The organism is Bdellovibrio sp. ZAP7 (genome assembly GCF_006874645.1).
Taxonomy (GTDB): domain Bacteria; phylum Bdellovibrionota; class Bdellovibrionia; order Bdellovibrionales; family Bdellovibrionaceae; genus Bdellovibrio.
Genome location: NZ_CP030082.1, coordinates 1,558,674 through 1,579,359, shown reverse-complemented (window position 1 = coordinate 1,579,359; position 20,686 = coordinate 1,558,674). Strand labels below are relative to the sequence as shown.

At 45.4% G+C, this 20,686-nt stretch carries 22 protein-coding genes and 2 tRNA genes; 6 read left to right on the top strand and 18 right to left on the bottom strand.

What is annotated here, in order from left to right; translation table 11 throughout:
* The first annotated feature begins 14 nt into the window (after nucleotides 1-14).
* The gene (gene rpsT, locus DOM22_RS07710) at nucleotides 15-275 is read left to right on the top strand and encodes a 30S ribosomal protein S20 (RefSeq protein WP_142699808.1); all 261 of its coding nucleotides are present in this window, start codon (nucleotides 15-17) and stop codon (nucleotides 273-275) included.
* 82 nt (nucleotides 276-357) lie between these two features.
* Here the strand turns inward: rpsT and DOM22_RS07705 are convergent, their stop codons facing one another.
* From DOM22_RS07705 to DOM22_RS07685, 5 genes are all read right to left on the bottom strand, one after another.
* Entirely contained in the window at nucleotides 358-750 is a 393-nt protein-coding gene (locus tag DOM22_RS07705) for a PilZ domain-containing protein (protein WP_142699807.1), read from the bottom strand.
* Between the two features lie 312 nt (nucleotides 751-1,062).
* On the bottom strand, nucleotides 1,063-1,851 hold the full coding sequence (locus DOM22_RS07700) for a retropepsin-like aspartic protease (RefSeq protein WP_142699806.1): 789 nt from the start codon (nucleotides 1,849-1,851) through the stop codon (nucleotides 1,063-1,065).
* 77 nt (nucleotides 1,852-1,928) lie between these two features.
* Nucleotides 1,929-2,423, bottom strand: coding sequence for a hypothetical protein (locus DOM22_RS07695; protein WP_142699805.1), 495 nt, complete (start codon nucleotides 2,421-2,423; stop codon nucleotides 1,929-1,931).
* A gap of 269 nt (nucleotides 2,424-2,692) precedes the next feature.
* Nucleotides 2,693-3,694, bottom strand: coding sequence for a DNA polymerase III subunit delta (gene holA, locus DOM22_RS07690; protein WP_142699804.1), 1,002 nt, complete (start codon nucleotides 3,692-3,694; stop codon nucleotides 2,693-2,695).
* Nucleotides 3,695-3,697: 3 nt separating this feature from the next.
* The gene (locus DOM22_RS07685; RefSeq protein ID WP_142699803.1) at nucleotides 3,698-4,288 is read right to left on the bottom strand and encodes an LptE family protein; all 591 of its coding nucleotides are present in this window, start codon (nucleotides 4,286-4,288) and stop codon (nucleotides 3,698-3,700) included.
* A 44-nt stretch (nucleotides 4,289-4,332) separates the two neighbouring features.
* On the opposite strand from DOM22_RS07685, the gene DOM22_RS07680 reads away from it, so the two are divergent.
* The 4 genes from DOM22_RS07680 (at nucleotide 4,333) to DOM22_RS07665 (ending at nucleotide 8,321) form a co-directional block, all read left to right on the top strand.
* Nucleotides 4,333-5,499, top strand: a complete 1,167-nt coding sequence (locus tag DOM22_RS07680) for an alanine--glyoxylate aminotransferase family protein (protein ID WP_142699802.1) — start codon at nucleotides 4,333-4,335, stop codon at nucleotides 5,497-5,499.
* On the top strand, nucleotides 5,496-6,479 hold the full coding sequence (locus DOM22_RS07675) for a D-2-hydroxyacid dehydrogenase (RefSeq protein WP_142699801.1): 984 nt from the start codon (nucleotides 5,496-5,498) through the stop codon (nucleotides 6,477-6,479). The genes DOM22_RS07680 and DOM22_RS07675 overlap by 4 nt, the downstream gene beginning before the upstream one ends.
* Before the next feature lie 75 nt (nucleotides 6,480-6,554).
* Entirely contained in the window at nucleotides 6,555-7,853 is a 1,299-nt protein-coding gene (locus DOM22_RS07670) for an adenylosuccinate synthase (protein ID WP_142699800.1), read from the top strand.
* 168 nt (nucleotides 7,854-8,021) lie between these two features.
* Nucleotides 8,022-8,321 (top strand): hypothetical protein, encoded by a 300-nt coding sequence (locus tag DOM22_RS07665; protein ID WP_142699799.1) that lies wholly within the window; start codon nucleotides 8,022-8,024, stop codon nucleotides 8,319-8,321.
* Between the two features lie 50 nt (nucleotides 8,322-8,371).
* On the opposite strand, the gene DOM22_RS07660 is transcribed toward DOM22_RS07665, so the two are convergent.
* The 5 genes from DOM22_RS07660 to DOM22_RS07640 form a co-directional block, all read right to left on the bottom strand.
* The gene (locus DOM22_RS07660) at nucleotides 8,372-8,842 is read right to left on the bottom strand and encodes a hypothetical protein (RefSeq protein ID WP_142699798.1); all 471 of its coding nucleotides are present in this window, start codon (nucleotides 8,840-8,842) and stop codon (nucleotides 8,372-8,374) included.
* Between the two features lie 197 nt (nucleotides 8,843-9,039).
* Nucleotides 9,040-9,115 (bottom strand) — tRNA-Glu (locus tag DOM22_RS07655).
* A 27-nt stretch (nucleotides 9,116-9,142) separates the two neighbouring features.
* Nucleotides 9,143-9,218 (bottom strand) — tRNA-Lys (locus DOM22_RS07650).
* Between the two features lie 222 nt (nucleotides 9,219-9,440).
* Entirely contained in the window at nucleotides 9,441-10,118 is a 678-nt protein-coding gene (locus DOM22_RS07645; RefSeq protein ID WP_142699797.1) for a hypothetical protein, read from the bottom strand.
* 90 nt (nucleotides 10,119-10,208) lie between these two features.
* A complete protein-coding gene (locus DOM22_RS07640; RefSeq protein WP_168196601.1) occupies nucleotides 10,209-10,916 on the bottom strand; it encodes an alpha/beta fold hydrolase in 708 nt (235 codons plus the stop codon).
* Nucleotides 10,917-11,040: 124 nt separating this feature from the next.
* Here DOM22_RS07640 and DOM22_RS07635 point away from each other — a divergent pair, with 124 nt between their 5' ends.
* Complete coding sequence (locus DOM22_RS07635; protein WP_142699795.1) at nucleotides 11,041-11,565, top strand: hypothetical protein; 525 nt, start codon at nucleotides 11,041-11,043, stop codon at nucleotides 11,563-11,565.
* On the opposite strand, the gene DOM22_RS07630 is transcribed toward DOM22_RS07635, so the two are convergent.
* The 8 genes from DOM22_RS07630 to DOM22_RS07595 all read right to left on the bottom strand — a co-directional run bounded on the left by DOM22_RS07630 (nucleotide 11,562) and on the right by DOM22_RS07595 (nucleotide 20,625).
* Nucleotides 11,562-11,969: a low affinity iron permease family protein gene (locus DOM22_RS07630; RefSeq protein ID WP_142699794.1), complete on the bottom strand. Its 408-nt coding sequence runs from the start codon at nucleotides 11,967-11,969 to the stop codon at nucleotides 11,562-11,564. The two genes, DOM22_RS07635 and DOM22_RS07630, sit on opposite strands and share 4 nt — an antisense overlap.
* 44 nt (nucleotides 11,970-12,013) lie before the next feature.
* The gene (locus DOM22_RS07625; RefSeq protein WP_168196600.1) at nucleotides 12,014-13,555 is read right to left on the bottom strand and encodes an amidohydrolase family protein; all 1,542 of its coding nucleotides are present in this window, start codon (nucleotides 13,553-13,555) and stop codon (nucleotides 12,014-12,016) included.
* Nucleotides 13,556-13,577: 22 nt separating this feature from the next.
* Complete coding sequence (locus tag DOM22_RS07620; RefSeq protein WP_142699792.1) at nucleotides 13,578-14,264, bottom strand: MarC family protein; 687 nt, start codon at nucleotides 14,262-14,264, stop codon at nucleotides 13,578-13,580.
* A gap of 45 nt (nucleotides 14,265-14,309) precedes the next feature.
* Nucleotides 14,310-16,178, bottom strand: coding sequence for a sensor histidine kinase (locus DOM22_RS07615; RefSeq protein WP_142699791.1), 1,869 nt, complete (start codon nucleotides 16,176-16,178; stop codon nucleotides 14,310-14,312).
* A gap of 301 nt (nucleotides 16,179-16,479) precedes the next feature.
* Nucleotides 16,480-18,519: a hybrid sensor histidine kinase/response regulator gene (locus DOM22_RS07610; RefSeq protein WP_142699790.1), complete on the bottom strand. Its 2,040-nt coding sequence runs from the start codon at nucleotides 18,517-18,519 to the stop codon at nucleotides 16,480-16,482.
* The gene (locus DOM22_RS07605) at nucleotides 18,503-19,024 is read right to left on the bottom strand and encodes a response regulator (RefSeq protein WP_246845893.1); all 522 of its coding nucleotides are present in this window, start codon (nucleotides 19,022-19,024) and stop codon (nucleotides 18,503-18,505) included. Before DOM22_RS07605 ends, DOM22_RS07610 begins: the two co-directional genes overlap by 17 nt.
* Nucleotides 19,008-20,174, bottom strand: a complete 1,167-nt coding sequence (locus DOM22_RS07600; RefSeq protein ID WP_246845892.1) for an ATP-binding protein — start codon at nucleotides 20,172-20,174, stop codon at nucleotides 19,008-19,010. Before DOM22_RS07600 ends, DOM22_RS07605 begins: the two co-directional genes overlap by 17 nt.
* 28 nt (nucleotides 20,175-20,202) lie before the next feature.
* Nucleotides 20,203-20,625, bottom strand: coding sequence for a response regulator (locus tag DOM22_RS07595; RefSeq protein WP_168196599.1), 423 nt, complete (start codon nucleotides 20,623-20,625; stop codon nucleotides 20,203-20,205).
* Nucleotides 20,626-20,686 lie beyond the last annotated feature (61 nt).

The following is a 20,686-nucleotide window of genomic DNA, read 5'->3' as shown; positions in this document are numbered from 1 at the left end:
GTGGAGGCTATACCTTGGCAAATCATAAGTCAGCAGCAAAAAGAGCTCGTCAATCTATCCGTAAAACAGCAGTAAACAATGCTCGTAAAAGCACTGTAAAAACAGCTGAAAAAAAACTAGTTAAAGCTATCGAAGCTAAAGACGTGAAAGCTCTTCCTGAGTTGTTGAAAAACTTCACTTCTCAAGTGATGAAAGCTGCTAAAACTGGCGTTATCAAAAAAGAAACTGCTTCTCGCAAAATCAGCCGTCTTTCTACTCGCGCAACTGCGAAGTAATTGGATTAATCTCTGACTTTGTCAGAGGTGGCTTATAATTTTGAGTTAGAAATTGGGTGACCGTTGAGTCGCCCTTTTCTATTTAAGCAGCCTGAGAAGAGGAATGAGTTCGCGCTGATACAAAGGCACGAATTTGTCTTTTGGTAGCAAAGTTAATATTGCTAAAGCTAAGACCATGGGTGACCGTCGCGTCACCCTGTTTTTTTTGTGTGGAACGAACCACTCCACGCAGGAACACGAAATCCCCCTGAGGGATTTGAAAGCTCACGACGACTTCGTCGTTTTCATTGAGCAGGAATTCAGAAATAATCGACATACCACCTTCACCGATCTCTCCCGATTCCACGATAAAATAGGAACCCTCGCAAAGGACGCCTACTTTACGTTTCATCACACGACGCGGATACTGACGGCGGAAGCCACCGGCTTTGTCCTCTATCGTTGGAATGTTGATCTTCTGAAAGTCTGCTGCCATTGGGTTCTTATCGGAATTTTTTCTTTTGGTTTGCAGTCTTGTTTCTTTGTCTCACTTTGAGGCATGGGCTCGGGGTGCGTGGCCTTAGCTGTGGGTAGGAGGGCTTGTTCCGCGACACGGCATCCTTGCCTCACCGTCGCCCGCCTTTGGCGGGTTCGCGCATCCAGCGCCGACGGAGGTCGCTGCACAAGCGCTCCTACCCACAGCTAAGGCCAAGAACTCGGTTCTTGTTTCAAAGTGTGAAAAGGAGCTTCGGCTGCTTTGGTAGGTTCGAAGTTCTGATTTCAATCTTTGGAGAATGAACTAAGGGATCTATTTTTTCTTTTTAATTGCGGAAAAGGTGGCGGTCCTTGGAGATAGCAGCCAGGTGTATTGTTGGATGTGGTCGATGCCTAAGATGATATCTATATTTTCTTGGGGTGGGATTACCAAGTAGGGCCATAGGTTTTTGGAGCATTGGTTTTGGATGCAGATTTGCTCTGTGGGTTGCGCCATCATATAAAACTTTGTGAAGCCCGCTATGTCGGTTTTTTGTTGGCGGCCCAATAGTTGGAAGAGTTCTGGATTGTTTTTTACGAAGGTACCGGTCACTGCGCTTTGGGCGTGCGTGTCTACAAGTGCTTTAGCGGTTTTGTTTCCTATTTTGATTTCTATGATGGGACGTTTTGCCGGGACCAGTTTGCCTGTGGTTTTGAAGGGCTTCAATTGTTCTTGTGTTGGGTTGATGTAGATTGCTGCTGAATTTGACAGGATTCTAGCGTTGTCGATGATGAGGGTTTTGTCTTTGATGGTGTCAGCTCCGAGGGTGCCGATCAGTTCTTGGCCTGAGGTTGTTGGGATTTCTAGTTGCACTAAGGCTTTTAAGTTTTGCGCTAGCTGTTCGCTGCCTATTTTTAACGATTTAATTTCTACCGTTGGATATGTTTGTATCCCACCCAGGGTTTGCATGGATTGTTCGCCGATGATTTTTAAGCCTTTGGCTGCTTTCGCCGAAATGAAAGTGTTTTCTGCTCCTAAATCAAGGGCGCACAAACCTGGGATACCTTGAAGGGAGCATTCGACTTGGGGAAATAGGCCGGATTGGTCTAATAAAATAGGCATTGCGGCTTCCGTGTGGGAAACCGCGATTGTTGAAATTAATAAAAGGAATAATTTTAAATTCAGAATAACTTTTGATCCTAGTTAACAGCTTTGGAAGACTTTACAGCAGAATCTTTTTCGGTATAAATAACTCTTTCTTTCATGAAACACTCTTGATTGTCGGTTTCAGCTCTATTGATCATCTCACCCATTTTTTCTTCAAATCGCTCTAAGCCTGAAGTCATAATTTTTACTGCTGAGGCCTGTGGAATGTGACCGGCTTTGGTCTCTTTAATCAAATCTTTTGCCTGAGTAATTAAATTCACGGGCGCTTTCACTTGAGCTTGCTTAGCAAAGTCTTCAGTTAACATCACAACCTTTGATAAGGCCTTTTGCTTTAGATAGAATCGCGTCGTCTCATCAAGGTTCAATTCCTCGGCCTTAAACTTACTGTAGGATTTACTCCAGGCCTTATAGCTATCTAACGATGCTTCCATCGACCAGCATCTGGATCTTTCCGGAGACATTGCCGTTGCCATTGAGATTGTCGGTACAGAGAAAACCATAACGATAGCAGCAATAACCTGTTTCATAGAAACCTCCACATAGTGAGGTTTCATTTCAAGAGCTATGCCGTGTGAATTAAATCAGAATGAATATAAACAGAAAAACGGGATAGAAGAGCAAAACACGTCACCCCTGCAGCTAACTCATTGACGTCTCAAAATGAGAATGAAGGTAATTTCAGTCAAAAAGGCCCAAATGCAAGGCGGAGAAGGCTTTCGCAGCGCAAGCGTGCCCCAGGCACGCTGAAGCGAGAAAGCCGCGCGACAACGCAGCAGTTGGACCTTTTTCACTGAAATTAAGCTGTGCAGGTTTTTAGGACCATATTCTCGAGCCAAATGTGGCTGGATAGAGGCGAAGATTTTAGAGCCTTGTCAGTCTCAGACAAAACGACCATCGTCTGCTCTAATTTTTTTGCAGTCCACAGGCGAGCTTGTTCGCTGTAGTTTTCAAGGAAGTATGGAGGAACCTGCGCATAGTGAGCTAGCTTTGCTCCGTGCAGGCCTTCTTCCATGCCTTTCTTAACCGCTAGCAAAATACGAATATGGCGAGCGACCAATGAAATAATACCAATTTCATTTTGACCTTGATCCAAAAGATGAACCAGGTACTCGAGCGCTTTCACGCGGTCATTCAAACCAACAGCTTTGGTGAAATCGAAAACGCTTTCTTCTTTGGAACGAGACACCACTTGCGCAACGTCTTGCACTTCGATACGGCGTGCACCTTCGACGAACTCCCCTAGCTTTTTCAACTCGGCTTCGATTTCAGTCAGATGATGTCCTACCAATTTATGCAGCAAGTGAATCGCGTCGTTGGAGATTTTTAAACCCAAAGTTTCAGCGATGTAGTTGATCCAAGATGGAACTTGGTTTTCGTAAGGTTTTTTGAACTCGACGCATTCGGCTTTGTCCAAAAGTTGGCGAATTTGTTTTTTACGCTTATCCACGCGCGAAGCTAAGATCACAAAACAAGTGCTGTCCACTGGCTCCTCGATCAAGGATTCCAATTGCGACCATTCTTTGTCTGTCAGTTCTTGAGCTTCCTTCAGGATCACCAAACGACGAGGCGCCATCATCGGCAAAGTTTCAACGGCGTCGCGAACTTGCACGATGTCGGCGTCACTTGCGTAAAACAGGCTATAATTAAAATCGATCGCGCCCTCGGTCAGAACGGCATATTTGAAACGCTCGACACTTTGATTCAACAAATACGGCTCTTCCCCGAATAAGAAGTACATTGGAGCCAGGTTTCCCTTTTCCAAGTCTTTATAAAATTTTTGTGAATCAATTAATGCCATCGTCTAAAAATTCTCTGTAATACGATCGTGAGCTTCAAGCATGAGATCGTTCGCCATAAGGTCAATGTTTTGCCTTCGGGCTGAGAGATTGTAAAGAGGATCCACCGAGTTTACGCCAGCAAGCGTTACCTGAGGTGCTGCATAAGTACGCTCCCCCGTAAAGCTTCCCGCCCACAACTGCGTGCCGTCAGCTTGTCTCACAACTTTGACAGTTACTGTCAGAAGAATACGATATTCTGACGCGATAACAGTTCCTTTAGGAAGAAAAGTCGAAGAGTCACCGGCGACACGTTTTGCACCTGGCAAATAACTGACACTGTCGATGGTTCCCATCACAGCCACTTCTGAAAGTGAGTTGTCCACAACACGTGCCACACGAGAGCGTTGAAATTCGTGAATCAAACCATTGGTGAACGCAACTTCAAGTCCCGGCTCTTGAGATTTATTTTTAAAAACTGGAACGGAAATCTGTTTGTACCCGCCTGGAATTGTTCTGCTGGCCACACCCAAATGATAAGCACAACCCGAAAGAAGCTGTAGGCAAAGTAGAGAGAGAATCAGAATGCTGCGAGAGCCTTTAAATATTGCGTCCACCGACCCAGTTGAGTATAAATTAAGGAAGAGATCAAGGAAGAAAAATGACTACTTTCAATGATGAATACAGCTTGTTAGCACCGGGCCCCGTAAACCTTCATCCTGAGGTGCGTAAAGCCTTGGCATTGCCGATGATTCATCATCGCACACCTGAATTTGACGTGATTTTAAAGCGCATTTTAGAGGGCATTCGCCAAGTTTTCCAAACGAAAGAAGATGTTTATCTTTTAAGCTGCACCGGTTCTGGCGGCATGGAAGCGTTGCTTGTCAATGTGATCTCTCCGGGTGATAAAATATTGGCAATCGTCTCTGGAAAGTTCGGAGAGCGTTGGGCGGAAATGGCGAAAACATTTGGCGCCGAAGTTTCCATCATCAATGTTCCCTGGGGCGAGGCTGTGAAGCCTGAATCCGTCGCCGATCATTTGAAACGTTTCCCAGAAACTCGTGCGGTTCTGTGCCAGGCCTGCGAAACCTCGACTGCTGTCGCTCACCCGATCAAAGAAATTTCTGAAATCGTTTCCCAGTATTCTGAAACTCTGTTCCTGGTGGATGCGATCACGGCTTTGGGAGCATATCCCCTGCCGATGGATGCATGGAAAATTGACGGCTTAGTCGCAGGCTCACAAAAAGCCTTTATGCTTCCAACAGGCATGGCCTTCATTTCTTTTTCTAAAAAAGCACAAGGCTATTTTGATTCCGCCAAATGCCCAAGATTTTACTATGACGTGCGTAAGGAAAAGAAAGCCAACGCTGCCGGCGAAACTTTCTTTTCTTCGAACGTGGCGATCACTCGCGCTTTGGATGTGGTTTTAAATTTGATCAACAAGCAAGGCTTGGAAAGCTTGTTCCACACCATTCACCGCCGAGCTGAGTTTACGCGTATTTTCGCTCAGAAATTGGGTTTCACTCTGTATGCAAAATCTCCGAGTGATTCGGTGACGGCTCTGGTCGTTCCACAAACGATGGACGGTCAAAAAATTCGCTTGGAGCTTGAGCAATCCCACAACATCACGATTATGGGCGGCCAGGATCAAGCCAAAGGTAAAATCATTCGCGTGGGTCATATGGGATATATTCAAGATCAGGAGCTTTTGAAACTGATCGACAATTTGGGACAGGTTTTACGTAAGTTCGATCCAGGTTCTTTGACGCTAGAACAAATTTCCGTCGTGGTGGATGAAGGCAGACAATGGTTGGAGCAAAATCCATGAAGAAAAAAATCTTAATCACGGATCGCTTTGCTCAAGATAGCTTCCTTTACTTACAACAAAATGAAAACTTCGAAGTCATTCGCAGCGACAGTCACATTCATCTGCCTTTGGAGCATTTGGTTTCTGCTCACGCTTTAATCATTCGCAGTCGCACAGTTATTAACGAAGAGCTTTTACAAAAAGCCCGTCAACTGCAACTGATCATCACTTGCACCAGTGGCTTTGATCATATCGATTTAGCGGCCACCGAAAAATGGGGCATCACAGTGATGCACACTCCCACTGCGAACGTTCAATCAGCGGCGCAACTGACTTGGGGCTTGGTGCTTGCATGCGTGAACAACCTTATGCCTGCTCAAAAAATGGTCAAAGATGGCGAATGGAAGCGTGATTTGATCACGGGCATTGAACTTTCCGGTCGCACTTATGGAATTATCGGTTTGGGTCGCATTGGCTCCCGCGTTGCAGAGCTTGCTCAAGCTTTCGGCATGAATGTTGTGGCTTTCGATCCCTATGCCGCTGATGAAAACTTTGAACGTTTAAACATCCCGCGTTTAAGCTACGAAGAAGTTTTGAAGTCAGCAGATGTTATAAGTTTTCACGTTCCAAAAACTTTGGAAACCGAGCACATGCTCGACCGTTCACACTTTGAATACATTCACCGCGGCATTATTCTAGTAAACACCTCTCGCGGATCAGTTATTAACGAAAATGACCTCTGTGAGGCTTTAGGAAACGGATGGTTGCGTTCCGTGGGCCTGGATGTATTCGAGAAGGAGCCTCTTTCTAAGACATCCAATTTACTGGGTTACCCGAATGTGGTGGTAACTCCGCACATTGGAGCAAATACGGAAGATGCTTTCTTTAAAGCGAGTCAGGTTGCAGCAAATAAGCTGATGGCCTTTTTCGTGGATGGAAGCACTTCTGACACTCTCCCGCCAAGAGCGCCTTGGTACGGAGCTACGCCTTTTGACAAATAGAAAATTTGACATTTAAACCCCGGCTTCCTATCGTCATGTCCCGGGCGCTCATCGCGCTTTTGAAGGGATCGAACTATGTCAGGAATCGTGGTTGTCGGCGCTCAGTGGGGCGACGAGGGTAAAGGTAAATTGGTCGACGTGTTTGCAGAAAAAGCAGACATGGTGGTGCGCTATCAAGGCGGCGCCAATGCAGGTCACACATTGGTTGTGAACGGCCAAAAAACAGTTTTGCACTTGGTTCCAAGTGGTATCTTACGTCCTGACACGACTTGCGTGATCACTTCAGGCGTTGTTATCGACGTGTTCAGCATCCGTGACGAAATCAAACGCCTGATCGCCGGCGGGTATTTGCAAAATCCAAAACAGCTTTTAATCTCGGATACCGCAACGATCATTCTTCCTTACCACAAAGCTTTGGACTCCGCTCGTGAGGCTGCTCTTCAAGGTAGCAAAATCGGAACAACTGGCAAAGGCATCGGGCCCGCTTACGAAGACCGCGCTTCTCGCCGCGCCGTTTTGTTCGGCGATATCTTTGATCCACAATCCTTGAAAGAAAAATTGGAACTGGCTCTGCGTGAAAAGAACTTCATGCTTGAGAACTACTACAAATCTTCCACTTTCAAATTGGACGACTTGCTGGCGCAACTGAAAGAAGTGGCCGAAGACTTGGCTCCTTACCGCGCCAAAGACACTTCTCTGTTCATTTCTAAAGCCTTGAAAGCCAACAAACGCGTGATGTTCGAAGGCGCCCAAGGAACGATGCTGGATATCCTGCACGGAACTTACCCTTACGTGACTTCCTCATCCACACTTTCAGCAAATGCTTGCGTGAGTGCGGGTGTGGGTCCTACCAACATTCAAAAAGTAATTGGTGTGTTCAAAGCTTACACGACTCGTGTGGGTTCAGGTCCTTTCCCAACGGAACTTCACGATGAAGTCGGCCAAAAAATTCAAGCCGATGGTCATGAGTTTGGTGCGACAACAGGTCGTGCGCGCCGCTGTGGCTGGTTGGACTTGGTTGCCTTGAAATACGCGATCCGCGTAAACGGCATTACGAACCTGGCGATGATGAAGATCGACGTTTTGTCGGGCCATGACCGCATCGGTGTTTGTACAGCTTATAAAATCAATGGCGAAGTGATCAGTGAACTTCCAACGTCTCCTTATGAGTTGGAAAAAGTAGAACCTGTGGTTGAATGGATGACCGGCTGGAAAGAAGATTTGACGAAGGTTAAGACCTTGTCAGATCTTCCTCGCCAAACGACGAATTTCATTGATTACGTGGGCTCGCAATTGGGTACTCCGATCGACGTGATCTCAGTTGGTCCGGGTCGCGAGCAGACTCTTTGGGTAAAACCGTTGTTCAATAACTAGAGTTTATTTAAAATTATAAATACAAAAGCCCATCTTAAAAGTGGGCTTTTTTTATATAACTGTCTCAATAAAATTCCTTCCCTGGATCCAGGGCCGTTTCATTTGAGATGCCCGTCAGACTCCCCTATACTTAGGACTTCACGCCAATAATGGATTAAGGGGCACGGAATGGTGAAAGCTTCACTGGTTGTTTTGATTTTGTCTAATTTACTTATGGGTTGCGCAGGCATGAAGGTCATCGACCCAAATAAGCCAGATACAAAAGGCACCTTGGCAGTGGACTGGTCAGGAGACACTCCAAAGCTTGTCGGCACCTATACTTGCACAATGGTGGGTGCTAACGGCAAGCGTGTCTATGCAACCGCTAAAAGCGAAGCTGAGGCCCGCGAGGAAGCGATCGCACGCTGTCAGGATCAGACAGTGATTTCTTTCTGCAAGGTCGCAAGAATGTCTTGCGAGAAGAATTAAGAAATTTAAAATAGTTGGAAGCCAAAAAGGCCGTCTAAAACGGCCTTTTTTTATTTCGTGAATTTTTCTGTGAAGAAACTTGTGACGGCTTCTTTCGTATTCACTTCCTCAACTGATTCCACTTTTAGCTCTGATAATTTGATGATGACCAGATAACCCTCTTTACGGGGCCAGTCTTTCGTTGTCTCCCCGGTTCTATCCAAAGCCAATTTGAAATTATACTTTTTCATTTTTGGAATCGCGAACATCTTGGCAACAAGACCCGGCATTTTCGAGATGTCGGAGATGATCAATGTTTTTCTGAGATCAAGCTTCGATGCGTTTTCGTTTAAGTATTCTGTAAGCATCTTTGCAGCGTTCATGTCGCTGCTAAAAAGAATCCATCTAGTTTCTGAACTTAACTCCGCAGGCTCTTCGAATTGGTTTTGAATTTTAAACGAAGACAGCGAATCCCCCACTGTGATGGCGAAAGCGGGAGTTGTGAGAACTAGTAGAACTAAAAGTTGAATTATTAGCTTCATGACACGTCCTTTGCTAAGAACATTCTATTCAGATGAAATTCATTGTCTATGCAAGGTTGGTCTTTGAAAACCAGATGCAGAAAATAAAAAAACCGATCATCAGATCGGTTTTAATACTACTTCGGCGGAGCCGAAGTGAATCAGGAACTTTTCGAAATCAGGCGAAGCGAAAGCGAAGCATGATGAGTGAGAAAAGTTGGCGTTCCCAAGGGGATTTGAACCCCTGTATCCTCCGTGAAAGGGAGGTGTCCTAGGCCCCTAGACGATGGGAACGTACAGGGAAATCAAATGAACAAAAAATGGTGGCTCGCGATGGATTCGAACCATCGACCCCTTCATTAAAAGTGAAGTGCTCTACCAGCTGAGCTAGCGAACCACTGTCCGTTTGAGGAAGTGCTAATTTGTTCTAAGCGGGGGTTAAAGTCAATACGAAATCTTGCAGTATTTTAAAAATATTTAAGAGTTTTTTGGGGTGCGGCGAGAGTTTGCACAAGATCTCAGCAAAGCCGCGCGGAATATAGCTAAGCTCGCAATATCATTCCCTAAAAAGATGAAAAATTAGGCAATGTTTTCACTGCGAGCCGAAAATTTAGCAGAATTATTTTCCAAGAGTACCAGGAACTCCGGTGAATAGAATTCCGATCGTCAAATAGGAACCCGAAAGATCGATATTATTAATATTGCTGCTGACGGTTCCGGCACGATCGAAAGAATCAGGCTTATTGCTTTCCATACCTAACTCCATCACGAAGTAAATCCACTTGAAACCCACAGCCACAGAGGCTCCTGCGGCCGCGTATGGCGTGGCAAAGAAGGACCCACTGGCTTTTTTCGTCAAAGAACCATCTTCGGTAGCAGATTTAATCGTGTAAGTCGTGTTACTCCCCCCGGCTCCCGCAAAGGCATCAAGCCTTACGATGTCGGTTTTTAGAAAAGGGAATCTGGCCAGAAACATGTAGGTGTCTTGATCAAGCTTGGCCCAATAATCTGTACTCGTGTTCGATGGGTTTTCATCGTTGCTTAATGTTCTGTGAGTATAACGAATCCCCACATCCAAATAACGAAACGCGGGATAAACGATTTCAACCCCATACTGAGTGATGTTTTCAACCTTCTTCATACTTTGCGATTCAAGCGAAGTATTTAGATCCGACGGTGATACGGCGGTGGACCCGATGAACAGCCTTCCGTTCACAGGTATTTCATTGGCAGCAAAGGATTGGTTTGCAGAAAGCAAAAGGATGGCGAGCGCGCACATTGATTTGATTGTTGTCATACAAAAAATGCTACGCGGTCTTTGTCAGATATTCAAATGTCCTAAATATGATGCCTTCTTTGGTCCCGATTTATTGCGATTCGAAAAGAGCTATCTAGAAATTACTCGCAATACAGCTCGACCAACATCATCGGGTTTCTCCAGTGGCAGGTAATGTCCACTCTCCTCTATCACCTGAAAGTCCGAGCGCGAGATCGCTTCGTGAAATTTTTTAAGGGAGTGATAGGAAACGACGCGGTCTTCCCTGCCTGCAATAATAGAGATAGGAAAATCAAGCGCATTCAGAGCTACCGTGAGATCTTCACGGTGCAAAGTCGCCCGCATTTGGTTCACATACATCGCGGATGTATAGGCGCGACTCATTTCAATGATCGCCTGCACGACGCGGGGATTTTTTGCTGATTCGGGGTGAATGAATTTAGAAACTTCTTTTTCTGACATGCCTTTGTACTGCACCTTTAAAAGCATCTCGGCCATTTTCATGCGAGTGGAGATGTCTCTTTCGCTTAAGGCACCCACGTTAGCGGCAATCAAAGTCAGAGTCTCAATGCGCTCTGGAAATCTGGTCGCAAAAAGTTCCGCGATATACCCACCCATGGAAAAGCCGATCAGATGAAAGCGCGGCTCTGCCAGACTTTCGATTTGCCCGAGCATGTCTTCCAGAGTTTTACAGAATTTAAAGTCAATGAGATGCACCGGCCCTGGATAAGCATGGATAACCTTAACGTCTTGCCACAGTCGTGGATCACATAGAAACCCGTGCAGGCACACGAGGGGTGTTGATTGATTTTTATTCACGACAGCCTCCATGCGGCATTCTCAGTTAAAAATAGCAAGGCCCCGGGGTCTACACAATGATCACGTTAACTTTTCAAACAGAAATATTTTGACTGGCACATCCCAAAGGAGGACAACCCCTCCCATGCGCTTGGGAATCCGTTTAGCCCTACTATTTTTCACTCTTTTATCGCAGCTTCCTGCTGAGGCTGTTACGCGCATCGCTTTCCTGGAAACTTTTAATTCTCGCGGCGAGCGAGTTGAATACGAGCCGGGCGCTCGCTTCTCTCACACAGCCATTCAATTCGATGATATCGCTCCCCTTTGGCTGAATGCTTATCCTGGTGAAGGCGTCGCGGTGATTAGCGAAGAGCGCTTAAACCAGCACGGCACCATTACGGCAATCGTCGAAGTCACGCCTGAATTGAATGCCCGGCAGATCACCCCGTATTTGGGTTTGCCTTTTGATTTTTGGTACTCCTGGGATGACAGTGCGATGTACTGCTCTGAAATCATCGGCAAGCTTTTGAATATTCCGACTCACCCGATGATGTTTAATAAAAAAGTATGGCCCAAAAATTACTGGGACCTTGATGGCACGCCGGGATTGTCTCCGGATTCTTTATATCGTTGGGCTTTGGATCATCAAAAGATCTACAAGGAACATTAGTCCTTGGTTCTCTTTTCTTTCTGCTTTTCGATTTCTTCAATTATAGACGTAATGTTTTCGTGCGAGGCTTTAAAGTCTTCGTGTACTTGATCTAAAAGTTCATCAGACATCTCTTCCAGATCAATCAATGAATTGCGAGCCCCGGTGTTGGCGCGAATCAATTCATCCAACTTTAAGTGGATGGCCCGTGCATCCCGATTTTGCGTGTTTTGAATCAAGAACACCATAAGAAAAGTGATGATCGTGGTTGTCGTGTTTATCACCAACTGCCAGGTATCTGAAAAATGAAAGAGCGGGCCACACATCGCCCACGCAACAATACCCAGAACCGCGACGGCAAAGGCCGCCGGTGTTCCAACCCAATGAGAAATTTTATTTGAGATTTGGCGAAACATTTCGTTCATATACAGATTCTGCCCAGCAGTCCCTTGTTTGTATTGGAAATTCTTTAATGAACGAGACTGCTACTATCCGTATTTACAACCGTAGCCAATTTTTTCGCGGCTTCATCTTTAAGAGACTTTAACATCGGCTCGGAATAGTATTTACCGTCTCTGACGACACCGTTGATTTTATGAAGATTCGCAACGCTAACGACTGGGTTTGCATCAAGCAAAACCAAATTCGCATCTTTGCCTACTTCCACAGTTCCCATTGTGGAGCGCTTACCCAAGAATTCTGCTCCATTTAAAGTAGTCATCTGCAAAACTTTTAATGGCGACAACCCAGCTTTCGCTAAAAGATCGAACTCTTGGTGCAAAGAGACTCCAGGCACGACCCACATCCCGCCCACATCAGTTCCCGTCATCATTTTCACACCCTGCTGATCAAATAGTTTTACCAGCTTCATGTCCATCGCACCCAACTGACGAAGAGTTTCGCGAGCTACCGGTTTTACAATTTTTGTAAACTGCTTAGAAACTCCATCCCAGTATTCGCGCGTCCCTCGAGAAACGTACTGAAGGTTTGCAGAATTCGTGTATTCGGCTTTATCGGCCTGTTGCATAGTGACGTTACGAATTAACGTCGGCACATGCCAAGTTTTGAAATTCGCAAACGTCTCGGCAACTTTTTTGCATTTTGAATCACTATAGGTATCAATGATCGTGCGGGTTTTCAAAAAGGCATTTTGATTAGCCATCAAACGTACTAACAAGGGGTTTGCGACTGTGAGCTTGCCAATTTCTGCCGACATATTGACGGTCGCTTCAGAACCAATAGCTTTACGAACACTTGCTTCATTGGTAGAGCAACTGATCAACACGGAATCGACAGGCCCCAGATGTTCGATAGAAAGCATTCCTGCTTTGGATGCTTGCACCGCATCGACACCAGCTGGGATATGACCTGCGAAATACTCCCCTTCTTTTTTTGCTTCAGCTAAAGCCGCAAAGAAAACATTTGGGGCCACATCAACAACTTTAATAAAGTCGGCACCTTCAGAACGCTGTTTTTGCACGAGTTCCACAGCCGCATCTGCCGAACTTGCATTCGAACGCAAAAGAACCGGACCTGGCATTCCTAAAAGCTCCGGAGAGTCTTCGGACAATTTCAATTTACCATCTTTACGTTGCAACAGAATTTCGTCAGTACCCGACATCTGGCGAAACCCCGTGATTCCGTGTGCGAGCATGATGGCACCCATCTCTGCAGACGAAGAATCGTCCAGGATGTGCGCATGCATATCCAAATACCCTGGCACCAGATATTTTCCAGTCGCGTCGATGACACGCTTACTGCCCTGCTCACCAACGGCCTCAGCCGAAATAATCTTTGAGATTTTTCCCGAGTCAATCATCACTGCCATATTCGGTAGCAACTGACCGTTTTGTGTGTTGACGATAGTCACACCTTTAAGAACGATGCTTTCGTGGATTTTTTTTACGGGAGCGTTGGACGAAGTCGAAGTGGAGCCTCCCCCTGCGCAACCAAGCATAGTTCCTGTTAATAACGTGCTTACTAGAATCTGAGTCGTTGTTCTTTTTTTCATAAGAAAAACGATAGCCCTAATTTCAGCCTTTGATAAGAATTTTTGCGACTCCCAAGACGCCATCCACCATAATCTGGATTCCCACACAAAACGTCAAAAAACCGCTAAATTTGTTTGCCACCTGAAGTGCTTGCAGATTTAAGCGGTCCAGAATAGTTGGAGTCAGTGAATAGCAGGCAAATATGATCAAAGCCAAGATCACGCACGCGACTGAAGTCGCAAGGAGGTTGAACATATGGATGGCGTGGTTTTCGTGATAGCTATTCGCACTTAAAGCCATCAGGACGGAGATCGTCCCACCACCTGTGGTCGTTGGAAACGCCAGGGGATAAAACAGCATTGACTTCAAAGATTTATTACGGGCAGCATTGTCATTATCCACGACTTTCTCTTGATCCTCTTGGGGATCGGTCGCAGACAGAATTGAAAAACCCATACGCGCAATCAACATGCCCCCGGCGATCTGCACCACGGGCACCGAGATTCCAAAAAGCTTAAAGAAAAATCCCCCCAGTAAGGTAAAGGTTATGCAAATTCCCAGGCAGTAAATCGCAATTGCTGCTGCGGATTGCATACGGCGCTTGGTGGAAAGACCTTTTAGAAATGGTCCGACGATAAAAGCAGTACCGAAGGGATTCACCGGCGGAAACAAAGCCACCAGACAAACGAAAACATAATGATAGAAAGACGCAATAGAAATAGAATTCATTGAACAAACGTTATCTTAATTCGGAAGGGCCCGCAAGTCTCAGCGTCACCCTAGAATCGGAAAAAGCAGTCGCACCGTTGTTCCAGAAACGTCGTGTTTGCTGTGGTGCCGAGATTGCACTTCGACACGGCCGCCAAATAGTTTCATATATTCTGAAATCAGTGAAGCTCCCAGACCGGTACCCGCCTCATTTCCTGTGCCACGATGGCTGACAATTTTTTTACTAAAGAAAATCAATTCAATTTCTTCTGGCAAAATACCTACACCCTCGTCAGTGATTTCCAGGATGCGGAATGCCCCTTCATCCAACACCTGGAGTGATACTTTTTTATATTCGTCACTGAACTTAATAGCATTCGAAAATATATTTGAAAGCACCTGATTTAACAAAGCCGAACGATCCGCGCGAACCATCAAATGGGCAGAAATATTCACTTCCGCCGTTAAATGCTTTTCCCGCAACTGCCAAGCATAGTGATTCACCAGCTCTTCGCAGACCGATTTAAGATCCACCAACTCCATCTCGGCATGCTCACGGAAGATATGAAAGACCTCTTCATGACGAACCGATTTCAAAATCTGAATCAACTGCCCTGTTGAATTATGAATACGGTCCAGATGAATATCAGCCGGCCCAGATTCGACGTGGGCTTTTAGCATTTCTGAGTGATACAGAAGACCCGATACAGTATTTGCCACATCATGAGATAGCACTCGAACCAAGCGATGATAACGATCCTTGTCTTCTGCCGCACGCAAGGCACGGCGCTTTTGTTCATCCAAAACACGAATTTTATAGGCAAGCCCCAGGGAGAGCACCACCATCTCGCCCAGGTTCGCAAACAGCAGCGAATATTGCGTGAAAGCGTTATTCGGGATAATGCCATAAAATGCCGCAAGCCAAACGAAGGTTCCGAGTAAAACAACCACCCAACTAAATAAGAAATATGTCGCTAATTGATGCGCGTGTCGCAGCAACATGTAAAAGCCGCTAAAAATAAAAAATAAAATCGCCGCGGCAATGGAAATATCTATCCAGAACCCCAGGAAAAACAACTCGCGATGCTCGGGAACCACAAAACTTGCGATCAGCGGAACCGCAGCCAGAAATTTAAAAACACGAATGCCATTAAATCCCAGCTTGAAATCACGGGTGATTCCTAAAAAACGCTCGACAAAAAAACAGGCCGATAGAAGCGTCAGAGAGGAAAAGAACATTAAATAGTTTGAAAAAACGATGAAACGAATGGGTAAAAGATATGTATCCACCACTCCATGCAGAACCAAGGCCGTGGCTCCAAAGCTTCCTGCGAACAACGAGTAATGCAAATAGTCTTTTTCGGTCGTGAACACGCCCAGCAGAAAATTATAAAGAACCAGGGCGACAATTCCACCTATATAGAAAAAGAAAATCATCCGTGCAGAGTTTTCCTGCTTTAAGAAATCACTTTCATCCGTCAGAAAGACTTTGGAGTTCAATGCATGGTGAATGTCGCGCTTAATATAAAATACGCCATTTTGCTGCGGTCCCAATTGAATGAGAAATGCTCCGAGACGTGAGGGGTAAGCTCTTTCTTCCAACGAATATCCCGGCCCAGAATAGCTCGGGCGATATTTCCCTTCTTGCCACAAAGTCAGGCGTCCGATTTGAGGAGAATCAAAATAGAGAATCTTTTGTAATGGCTGGTCACTGGAATTTTGAATGTGAATTTGAAACCAGGGGTCTTTATCAGAATAGCCTTGAGTCAGAGTACCAGTTGATAAACTATTAAATTCGACAGTAGAAAAATCGCTGACCCCGGGAGAAGACACCCCGAGCCTGACATTGGAAGTTAAATCCCATGACGAGGCTCGAGCAGAGAAAGCCAGGAAAACCAGCACGCACAGAATGAAAACTCTTCCTAACTTTGCCATCCTCGAAAATTATCCAACTGTTATTTTACACGGGTCAAGCTTGATCCCAACATTGCTGTACTTGAAATAAATACGACCTTCCTCCAGAAGAAAAAATCTCAATGGCTGCAAAGAAACACCAATGATCACTCAAGACTCATCAGCGTTAGGAATCATCATATAATTATCATATGTAAAAAGGAGGACATCACATGAAACCTTCACTAAAAGACACCGCAGGTAAAATGGGTTGGATCTTTCTGTGGCTGATAGGAATTCCCGTTCCAATTCTTTTGGTACTGTATTTAATCCGTGGCTGTACTTAAAGTTGTCCGGTGGCTGAGGATGACTCCCCTGGCGCAAGCTCAATAATTTTTTGCTTCAGCAATGGGAGATTCAGAGGCTTTGGCATATGAGCCTGAAATCCCACTGACAATGCCTTATCGACATCTTCTTGCCCGACATAAGCCGTAAGAGCGATGGCGGAGGTCGAGGGGCGACCTTCATGCTCTTCCCAATGACGTAATTCTTTAATCAAAGAGTAGCCGTCAAGTATAGGCATACCGATATCACAAATGATCACGTCATAACCATCTTGTTTAGCCATGGCGAGGCCTTGCTGAGGATTGCTGGTCGCCTCAACAGTTGCGCCGGATTTTTTTAATAGATGCTGCAGTAAATTTAGTGAGTCTTCCGAATCATCAATGGCTAACAGATGCATACCCGTCAGATTGCGATTGAACAGCGGTTTAGATTCTTCTGAGCGTTTTTCCACTGGTACCGGGTCAACAGCGCGCACCTGCTGGATAGGAACTCGGATGGTAAATCGGGCGCCCTTGCCCCGACCTTCACTGAAAGCTTCGACAGTTCCGCCATGCAGTTCAACGATATGTCGAACAATCCCCAACCCCAACCCCAAGCCCATGTGTTGGCGAGTGATCGCGGCGTCTTCCTGCCAAAACCGATTAAAAACATCGGCCTGGTTTTCTTCACTAATCCCGACGCCGCTATCCTCGATACAAAATTCAAAGAGATCATTCACTTTGTTAGCAAATATCTTAATAGTACCCTCTGGAGGAGTGAACTTGACCGCATTGGAAACCAAGTTCCACACCACTTGACGCATTCGATCCCGGTCACCCCACATACGGCCCAGATTTGGAGCCACATGCATCTCCAGATGAATTTTTTTTGCTGCTATCGCAAGACTTAAGGAATCAATACTGGAATCAATCATATCATCCAAGGCATAGAAACTGAGATCCAGCTTCATCTTGCCAGTGATGATTCGCGACATATCCAGAATTTCACCGATGAGTTTTGTTTCAATCTTAAGATTTGAATCAATAATCGACATGGCGTTAAAATACTCTTCAGATTGTGGATCAGTTTCCCGCACAATTTCCAAATATCCAGTGATTATATTCAGCGGAGTGCGGAGCTCATGAGAAAGTGTCGCCAAAAATTCATCTTTTTTCTGATGTGCCTGTTTTAAGCTTTCAATTTTCTGTTGCAGCTGTTTTTCCAGATAGGCATGAGTCACCACCGAGGACAAAATATTGGCGACAGCCTTAACAAATTCAATTTCATCATATTTAAAAGTTCTGTCGCGATGATCATAGATCATCATCACAATAGGCGGAATATCAGCATCTTTGGTAGTGATAACCACATTAATACCGGATTTAAGTCCCAATTTTAATAAGGACTCTTTCTGTTCTGCCATCCCAAGGAAACTCAGTTCTCCAAAAAGAAATGGAACTCCGTCATCGATCACTCGTTGCGCCAAAATGTCTTTGCCACTTTGGGGTGGTTCCACAAATTGCACATAGTCCACTAAAAGTGAGTTCATCAAAATTCCGCGGCAACGAAGCTTTACTTTCTCCAGATTCACCTCGTTCAGGGCAAATTGACTCAGCTCCGAAAGCTGTGCTGTCTGATGCAATTGAAGTTTAATTTTTATTTCAGATTCTTTACGTTCAATGGAGCTAAGAATAGTTCGTGCCAAAAGTTCAGAAGAAAGATGCGCTTTATTAAGAAAGTCTGAGGCGCCCTCTTGGGCGGCTTTGATCGTACTTCCCCGATCATCCAAGGAGGATAACACAATCACCGGCGTTTCACTGGCCACCTTCCCCACGCGAGGAAGAGTTTCCAAAAAAGTACTGTCTGGCAAATGCAGATCCAATAGAACCGCATCATACTTGGTTTCGGCCAAGCGCTGCAGACCCTTGGCCAATAAGGGCTCCCTGACCACATTCAAGCTCATTGAATCGATACGACGCAAATGCCGCATAATAATATCGGCGTGCTCGTCGTTATCCTCAATCAGCAAAATGCTTAACTGTCTAGGGTCGGTTTTCAATCACATTCCCCTTGAGTGAAGTTTCGATCTTGGATTCTGCTTCGTCTTTCTTTTCTGTCGCCGGAGTATTCCAAACGCCCCAATATCGGATAATTTCATCCGTGAGTTCTTTGAAACTTCCCAGCTCAAGTGGCTTCACCAAATAGCTATTCGCATAAAGCTCATAGGCTTTTATCCGATCTGATTCAGCATCGGAGGTTGAAAGGATCACGACGGGAATAGAGTGCAGAACTGGATCTTGCTTGATAAACTGCAAAACTTCGTGCCCGTCTTTTTTCGGAAGTTTTAGATCGAGAAGAATCAAATCAGGAAGCTTTTTTGTTTCTACATTTTTTGCTTGCTCCAAATACTCAATGGCTTCTTCGCCATCCCGGGAGCGTTCCACTTTGCTGGAAGAGGCGGATCGGGCGAGTAAGCGCACCACGATGCCTGCATGGTCGTCATCGTCCTCAATCAGATGGATAGCCAGCGATCTTGGTTCATTGTTCTCAGTGGATTCCATCATGGTTCTCCTTTGGAAAATTAGGCTGTTTAGGAAAGCACACCCAGAAAGTCGCACCATGATTAGGTTCCGACTCCACCCAGGCTCGTCCCCCATGCAAAGCCATGATTCGGGAAACAATTGCTAATCCCACACCTGTCCCTTCCTTTTGATTATCCAGGCGCTGAAACAGGGCAAAAATCTTTTTATGATATTGCACAGGAATTCCGGGTCCATTGTCTTTGACCCCAATCTCCCAATCTTTTTCGGTTTCTTTCTGCACAATTTCGATTAAATTGTTTTCGAAAACAGCTGCATACTTTAAAGCATTGATGATCAGATTCTCGAACACCTGAGTCAGACGTTTGGCATCCCCTTGCACCACAGGCAAGTTGTCAGGAATCAAAATGTTTGTCTTTTTCTCTGCAAGTTGATCGCGCAGATCTTTTTTTGTTTCACTGATCAATTGAGTTAATCCAACAGAAGTTACTCTGAGCTCCATGCGCGAGGTGCGAGACAACTGCAAAAGATCGTAAATCAATTCATGCATTTTCTTATTGGCTTTTTCAACCCTCTCCAGGGAATCCATCAGGTCGGTATAGCGTCCTGCCTGCAAATCTTCTCTTAAGAAAGAAATATAGGAGCTGCTGGTGACGAGAGGAGCTTTTAAATCATGGGAAACGGTGTAAACGAATTGTTCCATTTCCAGATTCTTTTGCTGCACTTCTTCGTAGGCTTTAATCAACATTAAATCCATTTTCTTACGTTCGGTGATGTCCACGACGGAAGCGACTACGAAATTCCCCTGCGCCGTTACCAAAGGATTCAAACCAATTTCCACTGGCATCTCACTGCCGTCTTTACGGATACCTCGTAAGTCTCTGCCCGCTCCCATTTGTCGCTTCGATGGGTTTTCAAAAAATCCTGCTCGCAGTCCTACATGATTGGTTCTGACTTCTCGTGGAACCAGGATTTCAAGGCTTTGCCCAACCAGTTCACCTTTTTCATAGCCGAACATTCTTTCCATTTCGGCATTGGACATCAGAATCTCACCACGCGCATCCACCACGATCAGTCCATTAGGAACAGAGTCGACGATCATATTGAACATCGAACTATCCGATTTGAACTTCGTGTTGGCGGCGTGCGCGGCCGACTCTCTATCCATTTCCATGAACGATCTCCTGAACCTTCATAAACTATTAAAACCCGCGTATCATATTGTTAGAGGAGTGTTCCATCTCCCGACGCATGCCTTCGACCATAATCAATTGCGAAACGCGCAGATGCAGAAGTTGCGCATCAAAAGGCTTTTCAATAATTTCAACGCCACCTAATCGCGCCGCCTCCGTTTGCAATTCCAAAGACGGGTTGCCAGTTTGTACAATGGCAACAGTATTCATATTTTTTTCTTTCGCATGTGCAACCAGGGCAATACCAAAGCCGCCTTCGATATTTTGATCTGTAACAATGACGTCAGGCTGTAAGGCTATAAGGATTTCCAGAGCCTTTTCAAAGTTCGTTGTGAATTCAACCCTTTGAAAAAGGTCCTTCAAAGAATCGACGATCATCTCTCCCAGATCCCGATCATCCTCGACCACCAGGAGATTCATTTTCTGCGGCATATGTTGCATCCTTTAAGGAGTATACACACTAGATTGATCTGAACACTTTCACTTTGCAACC